This window comes from Streptomyces sp. NBC_00370 (genome assembly GCF_036084755.1).
Lineage (GTDB): Bacteria > Actinomycetota > Actinomycetes > Streptomycetales > Streptomycetaceae > Streptomyces.
The window spans coordinates 1,529,225-1,546,277 of sequence record NZ_CP107968.1 but is presented as its reverse complement, the minus strand read 5'-3'; the positions used below and the strand labels follow the sequence as shown (position 1 = coordinate 1,546,277).

At 70.7% G+C, this 17,053-nt stretch carries 12 protein-coding genes; 10 read left to right on the top strand and 2 right to left on the bottom strand.

Annotation, left to right across the window (positions count from 1 at the left end):
* Positions 1–8: 8 nt before the first annotated feature.
* Entirely contained in the window at positions 9–533 is a 525-nt protein-coding gene (locus OHS57_RS06425) for a CGNR zinc finger domain-containing protein (RefSeq protein WP_328581330.1), read from the bottom strand.
* A 61-nt stretch (positions 534–594) separates the two neighbouring features.
* A complete protein-coding gene (locus tag OHS57_RS06420) occupies positions 595–1,206 on the bottom strand; it encodes a CGNR zinc finger domain-containing protein (protein ID WP_328581329.1) in 612 nt (203 codons plus the stop codon).
* A 324-nt stretch (positions 1,207–1,530) separates the two neighbouring features.
* Here OHS57_RS06420 and OHS57_RS06415 point away from each other — a divergent pair, with 324 nt between their 5' ends.
* From OHS57_RS06415 to OHS57_RS06370, 10 genes are all read left to right on the top strand, one after another.
* Complete coding sequence (locus OHS57_RS06415) at positions 1,531–5,613, top strand: discoidin domain-containing protein (RefSeq protein WP_328581328.1); 4,083 nt, start codon at positions 1,531–1,533, stop codon at positions 5,611–5,613.
* 390 nt (positions 5,614–6,003) lie between these two features.
* Positions 6,004–8,130, top strand: coding sequence for a glycoside hydrolase family 27 protein (locus tag OHS57_RS06410; RefSeq protein WP_328585009.1), 2,127 nt, complete (start codon positions 6,004–6,006; stop codon positions 8,128–8,130).
* 108 nt (positions 8,131–8,238) lie between these two features.
* On the top strand, positions 8,239–9,531 hold the full coding sequence (locus tag OHS57_RS06405) for an ABC transporter substrate-binding protein (protein ID WP_041991883.1): 1,293 nt from the start codon (positions 8,239–8,241) through the stop codon (positions 9,529–9,531).
* A 1-nt stretch (position 9,532) separates the two neighbouring features.
* Complete coding sequence (locus OHS57_RS06400; protein WP_041991885.1) at positions 9,533–10,441, top strand: carbohydrate ABC transporter permease; 909 nt, start codon at positions 9,533–9,535, stop codon at positions 10,439–10,441.
* Positions 10,441–11,355, top strand: coding sequence for a carbohydrate ABC transporter permease (locus tag OHS57_RS06395; protein ID WP_328581327.1), 915 nt, complete (start codon positions 10,441–10,443; stop codon positions 11,353–11,355). Before OHS57_RS06400 ends, OHS57_RS06395 begins: the two co-directional genes overlap by 1 nt.
* Entirely contained in the window at positions 11,352–13,454 is a 2,103-nt protein-coding gene (locus OHS57_RS06390) for an alpha-galactosidase (RefSeq protein ID WP_328581326.1), read from the top strand. Before OHS57_RS06395 ends, OHS57_RS06390 begins: the two co-directional genes overlap by 4 nt.
* Positions 13,455–13,545: 91 nt before the next feature.
* A complete protein-coding gene (locus OHS57_RS06385) occupies positions 13,546–14,304 on the top strand; it encodes an SDR family NAD(P)-dependent oxidoreductase (protein WP_328581325.1) in 759 nt (252 codons plus the stop codon).
* A 44-nt stretch (positions 14,305–14,348) separates the two neighbouring features.
* Complete coding sequence (locus OHS57_RS06380; protein WP_041991891.1) at positions 14,349–15,092, top strand: FadR/GntR family transcriptional regulator; 744 nt, start codon at positions 14,349–14,351, stop codon at positions 15,090–15,092.
* On the top strand, positions 15,089–16,234 hold the full coding sequence (dgoD, locus tag OHS57_RS06375) for a galactonate dehydratase (RefSeq protein ID WP_041991893.1): 1,146 nt from the start codon (positions 15,089–15,091) through the stop codon (positions 16,232–16,234). The genes OHS57_RS06380 and dgoD overlap by 4 nt, the downstream gene beginning before the upstream one ends.
* Positions 16,228–17,043 (top strand): hypothetical protein, encoded by an 816-nt coding sequence (locus OHS57_RS06370; protein WP_328581324.1) that lies wholly within the window; start codon positions 16,228–16,230, stop codon positions 17,041–17,043. The genes dgoD and OHS57_RS06370 overlap by 7 nt, the downstream gene beginning before the upstream one ends.
* Positions 17,044–17,053: the final 10 nt, after the last annotated feature.

The following is a 17,053-nucleotide window of genomic DNA, read 5'->3' as shown; positions in this document are numbered from 1 at the left end:
GCGACCGGTCAGCCGGCGTCGTCCGCGGTGGTGTCCCGCACGCGCGAGTAATGCCTTCGCGCCTTCATGCGGTTCCCGCAGACCGTCATCGAGCACCAGCGGGCCCGGTTCGCCTTGCTCCTGTCCAGCAGGAACAGCCGGCAGTCGGGATTGGCGCACGGGCGCAGCCGGCCGGGCTTCTCCTGCTGGACGTGGCCCCAGGCCAGCACCGCCAGCGCCGCCGTCCTGCGGTCGGCCGGGGCGTCCAGCCGCCAGGTGACACCGTCGTCCCCGACGACGGGCCGACGGCTGACACCGGAGACGAAGGCGGCGAGGGAGCCGGGCTCCGACTCGCCCCTGACCAGGTCCTGGAGCGCGTCGCGCACCGATCGTACGGCGCGCTGTTCCCTGACCGATCCGGTGCCACCGTGCTCCAGCAGCCACCGCCGGGCGGCTTCCGGGCTCGCCAGCAGGTCCTGCTGGACGCCGTCCACGACCGGCGTGGTGTTCAGCAGCGACAGCAGCGTGTCTTCCTGGGCCGTTCCGATCTCCACACGCGCCCTCCCGGCCTCTGACGATGCTCGCTCTTGCAACCTGTAAAAGTAATTGTACGGGTTAGATCTCGGTGGAGGTCCCGGCCGCGTGGCCGCGGGCGTAGTGCCGGGCCACCCGGACCCTGTTCCCGCAGACATTGCTGGAGCACCACTTGCGGCGCTTGTTCTCCGCCAGGAAGAGCATGGAGCAGGCGGGATTCGCGCAGCGGCGCAGCAGCGCCGACCGGGCGGGATCCGCGACGAGTTCGACCGCCTCGGCCGCCACGGCGGCCAGGGCCGCGTTGCCGCCGTACTCGGTGTGCCAGCGCGCCTCGCCCCGAGGGCCATCGCCGGTCATCACGAGCCTCGGGCTCACCGGGGCCGCCGCCGTCGCCGCGTTGATGTCGTCCACCGAAACGGCGGCGGCCGAGCGCTGCTCCAGGTGTGCGTCGAAGACGTCTCTGATCGCCGTGCGGAGCCGGCGTGTGGCGGCGGGCTCGGGCGGCGGGCCGGGCGGCAGCCGGCGAAGCTGTAGCCGCCACCACGTGTCGTGAGCGCCGGGGGCGGCGAGCAGGTCGACCGGTGGGGTGACGGCGGTCATCAGGGTGTCGACGAGGTCGAGGGCGACCGCCGGCTCGCCCCCCATGGGGAACCCCGCCGCCTGCATCTCGTCCACGCTCGGCCCAATGGTCATCTGAAAAGTATAACCATTAGCCGGAGGGTGGGACGGGCCTTCAGGAGCGCCTTGTCCGGGGTCCGAACGGCGACACTCGGCGTGGCGGCTAACGCCTGCACCGCATGGTCAGCAGTTAGCCAACGGGTCCCGGCGCGTACGGCGGCACGGCAGCCCGACGGCCGGCCTGGCCGGTGCTCGGGTGCCCGGCCGGCCGCTACGGGGCGTCATCGCGCCAACTCTTGACAGAAGCTTCGGCGGAATACAGCCTATGGCAACGTTGTCAGGCGGCTGGTGCAGGCCGTCTGTTTTCTTGAGGGCCGCCTGGAATGGATCACGTTGCACATGCCGAACCAGTCATCTCACCCTTCCCGCAGATCCGTTGTCGCAACGGGTTCGACCCTGCTGGCGAGCTTCGGGCTCGCGGCCGCCTTCCCCGGTACGAGCCAGGCCGCCGGGCCCGCGCCGGCCTCCGGTGCCGCGTCCCGAGCTGAACTCGCCGCCTACCGGCCGGTCGAGGTCTCGTCCGTCGACTACGCGCCCGCGCCCGCCGAGTTCGCGGTGGACAAGCTCACCTCCACCGGTGTCCGGGGCAGTGGGTGGCGGGCCGCCGCCGGCGATCCGCAGTGGATATCCGTCGACCTCCAGGCGCAGTGTCAGGTCGAGTCCGTACGGCTGACCTTCGAGGCGACCAAGGACGACCCGGTCTTCGTACCGTCGCCCAGCGGCAGTCCGCGGGACGGCACGACCGGCCAGGAGATCCTGTCCAGCTGCGCGGTGGCCTTCACGATCGAGACGTCGCCGGACCACCACAAGTGGACCACCGTGTACGAGACCACGTCCGGTGCGGGCGGGGTCGCCGAGATCAAGCTGGCCAAGCCCGCCACGGCGCGCTGGGTGCGGATGACCGTCACCAAGCGGTCGAACGCCAACCCGCTCGGCCTCAACGGCTTCGAGGTGTTCGGTACGGCGAAGGGCCACCGGCCCGCCGCCACCGGCTGGACCGACTGGGGCACGCACGACCACAAGGCACCCGCGCTGCAGGTCGCCGACGACGGCACCGTACCGCTGGAGTCCGGCTGGACCCTGACGATGGACGACTGGGCCGACGGCGGCGGCGCGGAGCTGTCTGCCGCCGACGTGGACACCAGCAGCTGGCTGCCCGCGACCGTGCCCGGCACGGTCCTCGGCTCGCTGGTCGACCAGGGCAAACTGCCCGACCCCGTCGCCGGCATGAACAACCTCCATGTCCCCGAGGCCCTTTCCCGGCACGCGTGGTGGTACCGCCGCGGCTTCCGGCTGCCGCGCGGTCTGCGCACCGGCTCAGGACGGCATGTCTGGCTGGAGTTCGACGGCGTCAACCACAAGGCCGACATCTGGCTCAACGGCAAGCAGGTGGGCGGGCTGACGTATCCCTTCGCCCGCTCGTCCCACGACGTGACGTCCCTGCTGGCCTCCGGTGACCGCGAACAGGCCCTCGCCGTACGCATCACGCCCATGCCGTTCCCCGGCAGTCCCACGGACAAGGGTGTGGAGGGGCTGTCGTTCGTGGACGCGGGCGCCAACATGATGAACCGCAACTCGCCCACATACCTGGCGGCTTCGGGCTGGGACTGGATGCCGGCCGTGCGTGACCGGGTCTCCGGCATCTGGAACCACGTACGGCTGCGCTCCACGGGCCACGCCGTCATCGGCGACCCGCGCGTGGACACCGCACTGCCCGGCCTGCCCGACACCGGCACGGCCGAGGTGACGATCGTGGTGCCGGTGCGCAACGCCGACTCCGCCGAGCGCCGGGTGACCGTCACCGCGTCCTTCGACGACGTACGCGTCTCGCGGACCGTCACCCTGCCGGGCGGCGGCAGCGCCGATGTGACCTTCGCGCCCGCCGACTTCGCCCGGCTCACGGTGCGCAAGCCCAAGCTGTGGTGGCCCAACGGGTACGGCGAGGCCGCCCTGCACGACCTCACGCTCGTCGCCACGGTCGGCGGCTCGGAGAGCGACCGGCGCACCACCCGCTTCGGCATCCGGCAGTTCGGCTACGAGTACGACATTCCGCTGCCGTTCGGCAACGGCACCGACGCGTACACGCAGTCGGTAGACCTCGGCGCCAGGAAGGCACGGTACGTACGGGTCAAGTGCCTGACGCGCGCCACCGGCTGGGGTTCGTCGCTGTGGAGCCTCTCGGTCTTCGACAGCGCGTCGCCCGGCACCGACCTGGCCCTGCACAGGACCGCGACCGCCTCGTCCGAGGACGAGACGGACCACGGCGCTGCCAACGTCACCGACGGTGACGCCAACACCCGGTGGGCGTCCGCCTTCGAGGACGACCAGTGGATCCAGGTCGACCTCGGCGCCTCCGCCTCCTTCGACCGGGTCGACCTGCTGTGGGAGCAGGCGTACGCGAAGACGTACGTGGTGCAGGTCTCCGACGACGGCGACAGCTGGACGGACGCCGCGTCCGTCGACAACTCGGCGGTGCCGCTGCCGTTCCAGAGCGCCGACGCGAGCCTGCAGAACCTCGACATCGGCGCCCGCAAGGCCCGTTACGTACGCATCGAGGGCGGGGCGCGCGCCACCAGCTGGGGCAACTCCCTGTGGAGCCTGTCGGTCGTCGACAGCGCCAAGGCCGGCACCGACCTCGCACTGCACAAGACCGCCACCGCCTCCACCGAGGACGGCGACAACAAGGCGGCCAACGCCACCGACGGCAGCTCCAGCACCCGTTGGTCCTCCGCGTACCAGGACGACCAGTGGATCCAGGTCGACCTCGGCGCCTCCGTCGACTTCGACCGGGTGGTCGTCGTGTGGGAGGCCGCCTACCCCAAGACGTTCGTCGTCCGGATCTCGGACGACGGACAGACCTGGACGGATGTGAAGTCCGTCGACAACACCCCGCAGCCGCTGAAGATCAGCGTCAACGGTGTGCGGGTCTTCTGCCGTGGCGGCAACTGGGGCTGGGACGAGCTGCTGCGCCGGATGCCCGCCGAGCGGATGGACACGGCGGTGCGGATGCACCGGGACATGAACTTCACCATGATCCGCAACTGGCTGGGCAGCAGCGACCGCGAGGAGTTCTTCGCCAGCTGTGACCGGTACGGCATCCTGGTGTGGAACGACTTCCCCAACGCCTGGGGCATGGACCCGCCGGACCACGACGCGTTCAACAGCCTGGCCAGGGACACCGTGCTGCGCTACCGCATCCACCCCAGTGTGGTGCTCTGGTGCGGTGCCAACGAGGGCAACCCGCCGGCGGCGATCGACAGCGGGATGCGCGAGGCGGTCCAGTCGCAGGCGCCGGGGATCTTCTACCAGAACAACTCGGCGGGCGGCATCATCACCGGCGGCGGCCCCTACGGCTGGGTCGACCCGGACAGCTACTTCTCCCCGTCCACCTACGGCTCGGGCTCGTTCGGCTTCCACACCGAGATCGGTATGCCCGTGGTGTCCACGGCGGAGAGCATGCGCAGCCTCGTCGGTGACGAGCCGGAGTGGCCGATCGGCGACGCCTGGTACTACCACGACTGGAGCACCCGGGGGAACCAGGCCCCGCAGAACTACCGCGCCGCCATCGAGGCCCGGCTGGACACCGCGAAGGACCTCGACGACTTCACCACCAAGGCCCAGTTCGTCAACTACGAGAACACCAGGGCCATGTTCGAGGCGTGGAACGCCAACCTGTGGAAGGACGCCAGCGGCTTGATGCTCTGGATGTCCCATCCGGCCTGGCACAGCACCGTATGGCAGACCTACGACTACGACTTCGACGTCAACGGCACCTACTACGGGGCGCGCAAGGCGTGCGAGGCCGTCCACGTGCAGGCCGACCCGGTGAAGTGGGCGGTGGAGGCGGTCAACCACACGGCCCAGGCGCTGAAGGGCGCGACGGTCACCGCCCGGCTGTACGACCTGTCGGGCCGTCAGCTCGGCTCGACGCGCCGGACGAAGCTCGACGTCGCGGCCTCGGGCAAGGGCGCTGCCTTCACCGTCGCCTTCGGGGCCGACCTGCCGGGACTGCACCTGCTGCGGCTGGGACTTGAGGACAGCAGGGGCAGGACGCTGTCGCAGAACACCTACTGGCGCTACCGCGACGCGGCCGACATGAAGGCGCTGAACACGACCAAGCCGGTCAAGGTCACCGCTGACCTCGGCCATGTCTCGCGGACGGAGTCGGGAGCGCGCCGCACCATGACGGTGACCTTGCGGAACCGGGGCTCCGCCGTCGCCTCCATGGTGCGGGTCTCGCTGCTCGACGCCGACAACGGCCGGCGGGTGCTGCCGACGCTGTACGGCGACAACTACCTGTGGCTGCTGCCCGGTGAGTCGCAGACCGTCACGGTGTCCTGGCCGGCCGACGCGCTGCGCTCCGGCCGCCCGGCGCTGCGTACGGAGGGATACAACAGCAAGGCGACCGTGACGCGCGCCTGAGTATGCGCTCCGGCGCCTGTCAGGTGGAGATGCCGGGGTACGGCATCTCCACGTGCGACAGGCGCCGGGCGTACCCCAGTTGGAAGCCGAGCGGCTCGGCGTGATCGCGTTCGAACATGCCGATGAACAGGGTCGGCGTGAGGAACGGGTAAGCGCCGAGTTCGAACAGCTCGCACGCCGCGCTCCGCGCCGCCGGACAACCCCTACACGTACACGGACTACGGGAGCGGCAGCACGCACCGTTTTTAAGTTAATTAGTAATTATCATTGACACGATGTGGAGCTGAGGTCACAGTCTTCGTCGTGGCGCCGCCGCCCCCGCTTCCGGGGTACGGCGGTGCCCGCGACCCCAACTCTCGGGAGACATCAGTGACTTCGCATCGTGCAGGGATGGTGCGTGCCCGGCGCGCCGCCGCGGCCGTGGTGGCGGCGGCACTCGCAGGCGTGGCGGCGCCGGCGGCGCACGCCACCGACCACCCGGCGGGACCTGGTCAGGACCAGGGAACACCCGCGTACTACGACAGCGGCCTCGCCCCCACGCCCTACATGGGCTGGAACACCTACTACGGCCTGGGCGCGCCCACCGAGGACCAGGTCAAGAGCGTCGCCGACAAGCTCGTCAGCAGCGGGCTCAAGGACAGCGGCTACAACATCGTCTGGCTGGACGGCGGTTGGCAGGCCGACACTCCGCGTGACGCCGACGGGCGGCTCGCGGCGAACGCGGAGCGGTTCCCCTCCGGCATTCCCGCCCTGGTCAGCTATCTGCACAAGAAGGGCCTCAAGGCCGGGATCTACACCGACGCCGGTACCTACGACGGCGGCAAGAGCTGCGGACTCGGCAGCCGGGGCCACTACGCCGAGGACGCGCGGCAGTTCGCCGGCTGGAAGATCGACGCGGTGAAGGTCGACTTCCTGTGCGGGATCTCGGAGAAGCTCGACCCGGGGCCCGCCTACAAGGAGTTCAGCGACGCCGTCGCGAAGTCCGGCCGGCCGATGCTGCTCAACTTCTGCAACCCGCTCACCGACGACTGGGGTCTGCCGCACACCCCCGCCCAGGACGCGCACAACGCCTACACGTACGGGCCCACGACGGCCGACTCCTGGCGCACCGGCACCGACATCGCGTACGGCACACCGACGGCGGGCGAATGGCCCAACGTCCTGCGCAACATGGACGCCAACGCCTGGCACCCGGAGGCCCAGGGCCCCGGGCACTACAACGACCCCGACTACCTCATCCCGATGCGGACGATGCCGGACGGCTCGTACGAACTCTCGCAGGAGGAGTCGACCACCCAGCTGGTGATGTGGGCGGAGATGGCCTCTCCGCTGATCATCGGTTCCGATCCGCGCACCCTGCCCAAGGCGATGATCGACACACTGACCAACCCGGAGATCGTCGCCGTCGACCAGGACCCGCTGGCCGTCCAGGGCGTCCGGGTCGCCACCGACGCGACAGGCGACGTGTACAGCAAGGTCCTCCAGGGATCGGGCAAGCGCGCCGTGGTCCTGCTCAACCGGTCCGACACCGCGAGCGCCCGCACCGTACGGTTCTCGGACGCCGGGCTGACCGGCCGGGTGTCCGTACGTGACCTGCGGGCCAGGAAGAGCGCGGGCGCCCACACCGGCTCGTACACCGTCACCGTGCCCGCGCACGGCACGGCCTTCCTCGGGCTGTCCGGCACGGACGACGCACCCGGCGTCGCGCTCGGTACGCGCTCAACGGCGACCCCGGCGCTGGTCCGTGACGGGGACAGGCTGAGCGTGTACTCCCGTTCCTCCGACGGATCCCTGCGGCAGCAGACCGGCCGCGACGGCCACTGGTCATCGGCCGGTACGAACCTCGGCGGCCCGACCCACGGCCGGATACTCGGCTCGCCCGCCGCCTACAGCCCGGCCCCCGGCCGTACGGACGTCTTCGTGCGCGGCACGGACGACGCCGCCTACCGGCTCGTCGTCACCGACGGACGTCCGGGCCGGTGGCAGAAGCTCGGCGGCACACTGGGCGACGCGCCGAGTGTCACCTTCCAGGACGAGGACCACTGGACGCTGTTCGCGCACGGCGCGGACGGCAGTGTCATCTCGCGCACCGCGCAGAGCGGTTGGACCTCCGTCGGAGCGCCGTCGGGGCTGACGGTGTACGGCGCGCCCTCGGCCGCCACCGACTCGGCGGGCCGGATCCATGTCGCCGTACGCACCAACGACGACGCCGTGTGGGAGCGGGTGCGGGACACCTCCGGCAGCTGGTCCGACTGGACCTCGCTGGGCGGGACGGTGAGCGGGAGCCCGACGCTCGTCGCCTCGGGGGACACCGTCCATCTGTACGCCCGCGCCGGTGACTACACCCTCTGGCAGCAGGCGTTCACGGTCGGCGGCTGGAGCGGCTGGTCGCAGCGGGCGGGCTTCGCGAGCGCCGTCTTCGACGGTTCCCTCGGCGCGGCGGCGGGAGCGGACGGCAGTGTGCTGACCGCGTTCCGCGGAGTCGCGGACCGTCTTCACCAAGCGGAAATAAATTAGTAATTAATCTTGACGCTGGCCCGATCCCGGGTCAGTCTGTATCCGCCGAACGAGAGCCCACCGTCAGGGGGTCGGGCTCCGTTCGGCGGGCGGATAGGGAGTTCTTCCATGATCAGCACACCAACCGGCCGTCGTGGCTTTCTCGCCGGGGCGGGCGCCGTCGGCGCCGCCGCACTGATGAGCGGCTGCGTCACCGCCAGTTCCTCCGGCGGCAAGAAGCAGTCCGGCAGCGGCCCGGTCACCCTGCAGTCCAACCTCTCCTCGCCGCTGGCCAAGTCCGCCATGCAGGACCTCGTCGCGGCGTTCAACAAGCGCGGGGGCACGAAGACCACCCTCAACACCGTCGCCTCCGAGACGTTCCGCACCCAGCTGCCGACGTATCTCACCTCGGCCAACCCGCCGGACCTGCTGACCTGGTACCCCGGCTCGGTCGCCGACTCGTACGCCAAGAAGGACCTGCTGCTCGACGTCAGCGACATATGGACCAAGCCGGAGTTCGCCGGCTACAGCGCGGCGCAGCAGAAGCTCTGCACCTCGTCCGCCGGCAAGAAGGTCTTCGTGCCGGCCACGTACTACTGGTGGGGCGTCTTCTACCGGAAGTCGAACTTCGCCAAGTGGGGCGTCCAGGAGCCCAAGACCTGGGACGAGTTCCTCGACCTGTGCGACAAGCTCAAGTCCAAGGGCGTCGCACCGATCGGGCTCGGCGCCGGCGGCAACACCGCCTGGGTGGCGTCCTCCTGGTTCGACTACCTCAACATCCGCATCAACGGCGCCCAGTACCACCGTGATCTGCTCGCCGGCAAGCACCGTTTCGACGACCCCGAGGTCCACAAGGTCTTCGACCGGTGGGGCGAGGCACTGCCCTACTTCGACAAGAACGGCACGGCGCTCGCCTTCCAGGACGCCACCACCGCGCTCCTCCAGGGCCGCACCGGGATGATGCTCATCGGTACGTTCTTCGCCGACTCGGCGCCCAAGGCCGAGCTGGACGACATCGACTTCTTCCGCTTCCCCGTCATCGACCCGAAGGTCCCGCTGGCCGAAGAGGGGCCCACCGACGGCTACTTCGCCAGCGCCCGCACCGGCCGCAAGGACGAGGTCAAGGAAATGATGCGCTACCTGGCCACCGCCGAGGCGCAGGAGATCTACCTCAAGGGCTCGTCCGGCACCTCGCTGCCGACCAACCCCAAGGCCAAGGACACCGGCACCCCGCTGGTCAAGAAGGGCCGCGCGCTGATCGAAGGAGCCGCGGACGTCACGCAGTTCTTCAACCGTGACTCCAGCGACGCGCTCCAGCCGTCCGCCGACACCGCGCTCACCCGCTTCCTCGCCAAGCCCAAGGAGATCAACTCGATCCTCACCACCTGGCAGCGGGACGCGCAGAAGATCTGGGGCCAGTGAGATGGCGGTGCTCACTGCCGTACGGAAGCCGCGGCGGATGCGGGGCGCCACCAGGGTCCCGCCCGTGGTGCTCGCCTTCGTGCTCGTCCCGCTGCTGGCCGAGGGCTTCTGGGTGTTCTGGCCCGCCATCCAGGGCTTCTACCTCTCGCTGACCAACTGGGACGGTGTCTCGACCCCGCAGTTCGTCGGGCTCGGCAACTACCGTGAGATGTTCGGGGACAGTGTCTTCCGCACCGCCCTGCTCGACACGGTCCTGTGGCTGGTGCTGTTCGGCGGCCTGTCGGCGATCCTCGGACTCGGCGCCGCGCTGCTGCTCCAACAGGAGCGCAGGGGAGTCGGCTTCTACCGGGCCGCGCTGTTCCTGCCCGTGGTGTTCTCGCTGACCGCCACCGCCCTGGTGTGGCAGGCGATGTACCAGCCGGACGGGCTGATCAACAAAACACTCGAAGGGGTCGGCCTCGGCAGCCTCACCCACGCCTGGCTCGCCGACCAGAACACCGCCCTGTACGCCGTGATCGTGCCCGCCCTGTGGCGGCAGATCGGCTACGTGATGGTGCTCTACCTGGCCGGACTCAAGGGCATCGACCCGGTGCTCTACGAGGCGGCGAAGGTCGACGGGGCCTCCCGCTGGCAGCAGTTCCGGCACATCACCATCCCGCAGCTCAGCAGTGTCAACGCGGTGGTGCTGTCCGTCATCGTCATCGACTCGCTGCGCTCCTTCGACGTCATCTGGGCGCTCACCCGAGGCGGCCCGTACCACTCGTCGGAACTGCTCAGCACCTACATGTACTCCACCGCCTTCCAGTCGCTGCGGCTGGGATACGGATCCGCCCTCGCCGTCGTGATCTTCGTGCTGGCCTTCGGGGTCATCGTGTCGTATCTCGTCCGCGCCTTCCGGGAGGCCGACTGATGGCCGTCACCCAAGCCTCCGCCACCGTGCCCGTGGGCGAGGAGCGGGAACCCGCCGTGCGCGAGCGCCCGCCGGGCAACCGCCGCAGCCGGGGCCGCGCCTGGCGGACCGTCAGCTTTCATGTCAGCGCGAGCGCGCTGTCGCTGCTGTGGCTCGTGCCGATCGCGCTCGTGCTCGTCACCAGCACCCGGTCCTTCGACGACATCGCCGCCCACGGTCTCGGCAGCCTGCCGCACTCCTTCACCCTGAGCGGTTTCAGCCAGGCGTGGGTGGACGGCGGCCAGGGCCGCGCGCTGATCAACAGCCTGATCGTCACGATCCCCACCGTGCTGCTCTCGCTCGGGCTCGCCTCGACGGCCGCGTTCGCGCTGAGCCGCTACGACCTGCCGCTGCGCCGCACATTGCTGCTGCTGATGCTCGGCGGCAACCTGTTGCCGCCGCAGATCCTGCTCATCCCGGTCTCCAAGATCAGTGAGTCGCTGGGGCTCTACGACAGCCTCTACGCGCTGATCGGGGTGCAGGTCGGCTTCGGCGTCGGCTTCTACGTCTTCGTCCTGCACGGCTTCATGCGGTCCATACCGCCGGAGATCCAGCAGGCCGCGGTCATCGACGGGGCGGGGCCCTGGCAGATCTACCGGCGCATCATCATGCCGCTGACCACGCCCGCGCTCGCCGCGCTCAGCGCGCTGTCCTTCACCTGGATCTTCAACGACCTGCTCTGGGCCATCACCGTGCTGCGGACCGACACGAAGATGCCCATCACCGCGTCGCTGATCGGACTCCAGGGCCAGTACGTGTCGATGTGGAACGTCATCGCCGCCGGGTCCGTCATCGCAGCGGCGCCGACCGTGATCGTGTTTCTCCGTTTCCAGCGCCACTTCGTCGCCGGACTCAATCTGGGAGCAGTCAAGTGACCGCGCGGGAAAGCTGGTTGTTGCGCACCGAGCACACCGTCTACGAGGTCGCCCTCGCGGACACCGGACAGTGGGCCGAACTGGTGGCCTGGGGCCCGCACGGGGTGGAGAGCGGCCCCTCGCCGCTCGACTGGTCACGCCGTACGCACTTCATCACCCCCGCCGACCTGGCGCCCGCCGAGTACATCCCGTACGGGCTGCGGCCGTTCAACGGCGCCGACCTGGTCGCCCAGCGCCCCGGTGCGGAACGAGGCGTCTACTGGCGGTTCACCGAAGCGAGCGCCGACGCCGACCGGGCGCTGCGGCTCGTCTTCACCGACGACACCCTCGGCCTGCGGGCCGCGCTCTGCTACGAGACCGTCGCCGGCACGGACGTCATCCTCCGCTGGACCGAGCTGACCTGCGTCGGCGACGACGAACTGCGGCTGGAACGCTTCGACTCGGCGGCCGTCAACATCCCCGCGGCCGACGCCGCCCGGCTCACCTACCTCAGCGGGCAGTGGTCGCGGGAGTTCCAGCGCACCCAGCTCGAACTGACCCGCGGGCGCTTCGAGATGGGCTCCACCCAGGCCGTCCCCGGCCACGCGTACGCGCCGTGGCTCGCCGTCCAGGACGCCGCCGCACCGGCCGAAGGCGCGACGCCCACCTACGGCATCGCGCTGGAGTGGTCGGGCAACTGGCACATCACCGCCGACGCCGAGCCCGGCGGCGCCCTCCGCGTGCGTGCCGGACGGGTGCCGCACGAAGGCGCCGTCCGGCTCGCCCCCGGCGCCACCCTCACCACCCCGCGCCTGGCCTGCGCCTTCAGCCCGGACGGACTGGAAGGGCTGGCCCGCGTCTGGCACCGCTACGAGCGCGGACTCACCGGCGACCGGATGAACCGCCCCCGCAAGGTGCTCTACAACTCCTGGGAAGCCACCGGATTCGCGGTCGAGGCGGCGAGCCAGCTCGAACTCGCCTCGCTCGCCGCCGACATGGGCGCCGAACTGTTCGTCGTCGACGACGGCTGGTTCCCCGGCCGTGCCGACGACACCGGCGGCCTCGGCGACTGGACCCCCGACCCGAAGGCGTTCCCCGCAGGCTTCGACGACTTCATCGGCCAGGTGCGCGCGCTGGGCATGGACTTCGGCCTCTGGGTCGAGCCGGAGGCGATCAGCCCCGCTTCGGAGCTGTACGCCCGGCACCCCGAATGGGTCTACCGCGTCGAAGGCCGCCCCGCCACCCTCGTCCGCAACCAGCTCCTCCTCGACCTCGGCCGCACCGACGTGCAGGACTTCGTCCTCGCCACCCTCGACCGGCTCCTCGGCGACCACCCGATCAGCTACCTCAAGTGGGACATGAACCGGCCGCCCACCGAGCGCGGCAGGCCGGGCGGCGGCCCCGCCGAACAACAGGACCTCGACGCCGCGCACGTCGCCGGCTACCTGCGGGTTCTCGACCATCTGCGCGCCCACCACCCCGACGTCACCGTCGAAGGCTGCGCGGGCGGCGGCGCCCGGATCGAACACGCCACCATCGCCCGTACGGACGTCGTCTGGCCGAGTGACAACACGGCCCCGCTGGACCGGCTCTCCATCCAGTACGGCTACCTGCACGCGCACGCCCCGCACACCATGAGCTCCTGGGTCACCGACTCGCCCGGCGTCTTCGACCCGCGCCCGCGCTCCCTCGGCTTCCGCTTCGTCAACGCGATGGCGGGCGTGCTCGGCATCGGCGCCGACATCCGCACCTGGACGCCCGAGCAACGCACCGAGGCCGCCGGGTGGGTGGCCCGCTACAAGGACATCAGGGACGTCATCCACCACGGCGAGATCAGGCTGCTCAACACACCGGCCGACGCCACCTGCGGTGTGCAGTACGACGAGCCGGGCGGCGCCCGCGTCGTCGTCACCGCGTGGAACACCGGCCGGCTCGACGGCGCGCCGCTCGTACCGGGACGCGCGTCCCGGCTGCGGCTGCGCGGCCTCGATCCGCGGGCGCGGTACGCCGACACGGCGACCGGCACCGTCCTCAGCGGGGCCCATCTGCTGCACTCAGGGCTGCCGTTCACCTGGAGCGCGCACTACGACGCGGAACTGGTGGTACTGACCAGACAGTGACCCTGCGCTGTCCGTACCGCATCCCCGCAGTCACTAAAGTCGCCCAGGACGCCACGAAGCGTCCACCAACACCGAGGAGTGGACCCGCCTCATGAACTCTGCCGCCCGCTTCACCGACCGCGTCGCCGTGGTCACCGGAGCCGCCTCGGGCATCGGCGCCGCAGCGGCGCGACGCCTCGCGGCCGAAGGCGCAGCCGTCGTCCTCGCCGACATCACGGCGGAGCGCGGCGAGACCACCGCCGCACGCATACGCGACGACGGCGGACGCGCCGTCTTCGTCAGGGCGGACGTCGCCGAACAGGACGGCTGGGACCGGATCGTCGCCGCCGCGCACACCTACGGACCCGTCGGTGTGCTCGTCAGCAACGCCTACACCGTGGACGTCACCCCCGCCCACGAGATGTCCCTCGCCTCCTGGGAGCGGCAGCTCGCCGTCAACCTCACCGGCGGCTTCCTCGGCTTCAAGGCCTGCCTGCCCGATCTGCGGGACAACGCCGGATCCGTCGTCCTCGTCTCGTCGGTCCACGCGCACAAGGGCATCCCCGGCCACCCCGCGTACGCGGCGACCAAGGGCGCCCTGCTCTCGCTCTGCTCCCAACTCGCCGTCGAGTACGGGCCCGACGTGCGGGTCAACGCCGTGCTGCCGGGACCGATCCTCACCGCGGCCTGGGACCGGGTCGGGGAGGCCGACCGGGAACGCAGCGTCGCCGAGACCGCTGCCCGCCGGTTCGGGACACCCGAGGAGGCGGCCGCCGCCATCACCTTCCTCGCCGCAGGGGAAGCCTCCTACATCACCGGAACGAGCCTGGTCGTCGACGGCGGCTGGAGCGTGCTCAAGGCATCGGCCTGACCGCCCGCCGTACCCCCTACCGACCAGCAGAAAGGCAGAACGACATGACGCCATACGCGCGCCGCGGAGTGCACGGCCAGACCGTGGAGACTCTCGCGCGCCGGGTGCTCAGCGGTGAGATCCCCGAGGGAGCGACACTCGACCTCCCCGCACTGCAGAGCGAGTTGGACGTCAGTCTGACCGCCCTGCGGGAATCGCTGAAGGTGCTGGCGGCCAAGGGCATGGTCGACGCGCGGCAGAAGCGCGGCACCTTCGTCAGGGCGCGGGCCGACTGGAACCTGCTCGACGCCGACGTGCTGCGCTGGCAGTTCGCCGAAGGCACCAGCTCCGGCGCCGACCTCGGACTGCTGCGCCACCTCGGTGAGGTGCGCGGCATCATCGAGCCGGCCGCCGTCAGGCTCGCCGCCGAACGCCGCACCGACGACGACCTCCAGGCACTGGAAGCGGCACTGACCGCCATGGCCACCGTCGAGGGAACAGGCGGCCCCGGCCACGCCGTCGAGGCCGACCTCGCCTTCCACCGGGCGCTGCTCGCAGCGACCCACAACGAACTCCTCGAACGGATGGAGATGGTCATCGAGTCGGGCCTCGCCCACCGCGACGAGATCGTGCACAGCTCGCCGCACGGTGAGGACCCCGTACCGAGCCACCGGGCCGTGCTCGACGCGGTACGGGCGCAGGACCAGGACGCCGCTGAACGCGCCATGCGCGCCCTGCTCGACCAGGCGGTACGCGACCTCGACAAGGTCCACGGCACCCCCCGTACGAAAGGCACCGAGCCGAAGTGAAGATCGTTCGCGTCGAGACGTTCCTGGTGGCGCCCCGCTGGCTGTTCTGCCGGATCGAGACCGACGACGGGGTGGTCGGCTGGGGCGAGCCGGTGGTGGAGGGCCGGGCCGAAGTGGTGCGCGCCGCCGTCGACGTACTCGCCGAACACCTCGTGGGCCAGGACCCGTTGCGGATCCAGGACCACTGGCAGGTGATGACCAAGGGCGGCTTCTACCGGGGCGGGCCCGTGCTCTCCAGCGCCGTCGCCGGCCTCGACCAGGCCCTGTGGGACATCGCGGGCAAGACGTACGGAGCGCCGGTGCACGCGCTGCTCGGCGGCCCGGTCAGGGACTCCGTACGGGTCTACGCCTGGGTCGGCGGGGACGAACCCGGCCAGCTCACCGAGGATGTCACCGAGCAGGTCGAAGCGGGCTTCACCGCCGTCAAGATGAACGCGGCGGGCCGTACGTCACCGCTGTCCACACCGGCCGAGACGGCGGCCGTGGTGGCACGGGTGGCGGCCGTCAGGGAGGTGCTGGGCCCTGAGCGGGACGTGGCGGTGGACTTCCACGGCCGGTTCAGCCCGGCCGGCGCGCGCCGGGTGCTGCATGAAATAGCCCCGCTGCAGCCGCTGTTCGCCGAGGAGCCGCTGCTGCCCGAGCACAACCACCTGCTGGCGGGTCTGGTGGCGGCCGTGAACGTGCCGATCGCGACCGGTGAACGGCTCTACGGGCGCTCGGAGTTCCTGCCCGCCCTGACCGCCGGGATAGCGGTGGCCCAGCCGGACCTGTCGCACGCCGGCGGTATATCCGAGGTCCACCGGATCGCGTCGCTCGCCGAGACGTACGGGGCGCTGCTGGCCCCGCACTGCCCGCTCGGCCCGATCGCGCTCGCCGCCAGTCTGCAAATCGCCTTCTGCACACCCAACTTCCTCATCCAGGAGCAGAGCAGGGGCATCCACTACAACAAGGAGGCCGACCTGCTGTCGTACCTCGTCGACACCGAGCCCTTCCGGTTCGTGGCCGGGCAGGCGCACCGCACGGAGCTGCCGGGGCTCGGCATCACCGTGGACGAGGCGGCGGTACGGGCGGCGGACCGGTCAGGACACGCCTGGCGCAACCCGGTCTGGCGGCACGAGGACGGATCGTTCGCCGAATGGTGAGCGACGCGACGAGTGGTGCGGTGACCGGCCCGCAGGTCGTCACGGATGCCGCGCACGGCGGGCGTTGGACCTCCCTGCGCGCGGACGGCGGCCGGGAGTGGCTGTGGCACCGGGACGAGCCGCGCAGGGACGGCGTACGGCCGGGGGACGCCTTCGCGGACGCCGGCGGCCTTGAGGAGTGTGTTCCGACGGTACGCGGCACCCCGGACCACGGCGTGGCCTGGAGCAGGCCCTGGGTGCGCGTGGGCGCGGGCGAAGAGGCCGTGGACTGCCCGGACTTCCGGCTCGTCCGCCGTATCCGTACGCGGCCGGGGCGCACGGCCGTCGACTACCGGCTGACCGCCGAGCCGGGCTACCGCTTCCTCTGGGCGGCGCACGCGCTGCTGGACGTCTCCGAGGCGGCCACGGTCGAACTGCGTGACAGGGCAGGGCTTTCGCTGTACCCGGACGGCGGCTCGGACACCGTCCGCGGGCAGTGGCCGCGCGTCGGCGGCGTACGGCTGGACCGGCTCGGACCCGACGACGGCACGGCGCTCGGAGCCGTGATCAACACACCGGAGGCGGCCGTCCACGACGGTCCCGACACACTGACACTCGCGCTGGAGGCCCCGGGACAACCCGTCTCGATCGCCCTCTGGCGCAACCTCGGCGGCTTTCCCGACGACGCGCCGTACCGGTCCGTCGGTGTGGAGCCCATGCTCGGCCGCGTCTTCGACCTGGCGGCGGCGGGGGAGGAGGACGCGGCCCGCGTCCCGGCGGCGGGCGAGGTCCGCTGGCGCCTGACCATGACAACGACACACCGCAGGTGAAAGGAACCAC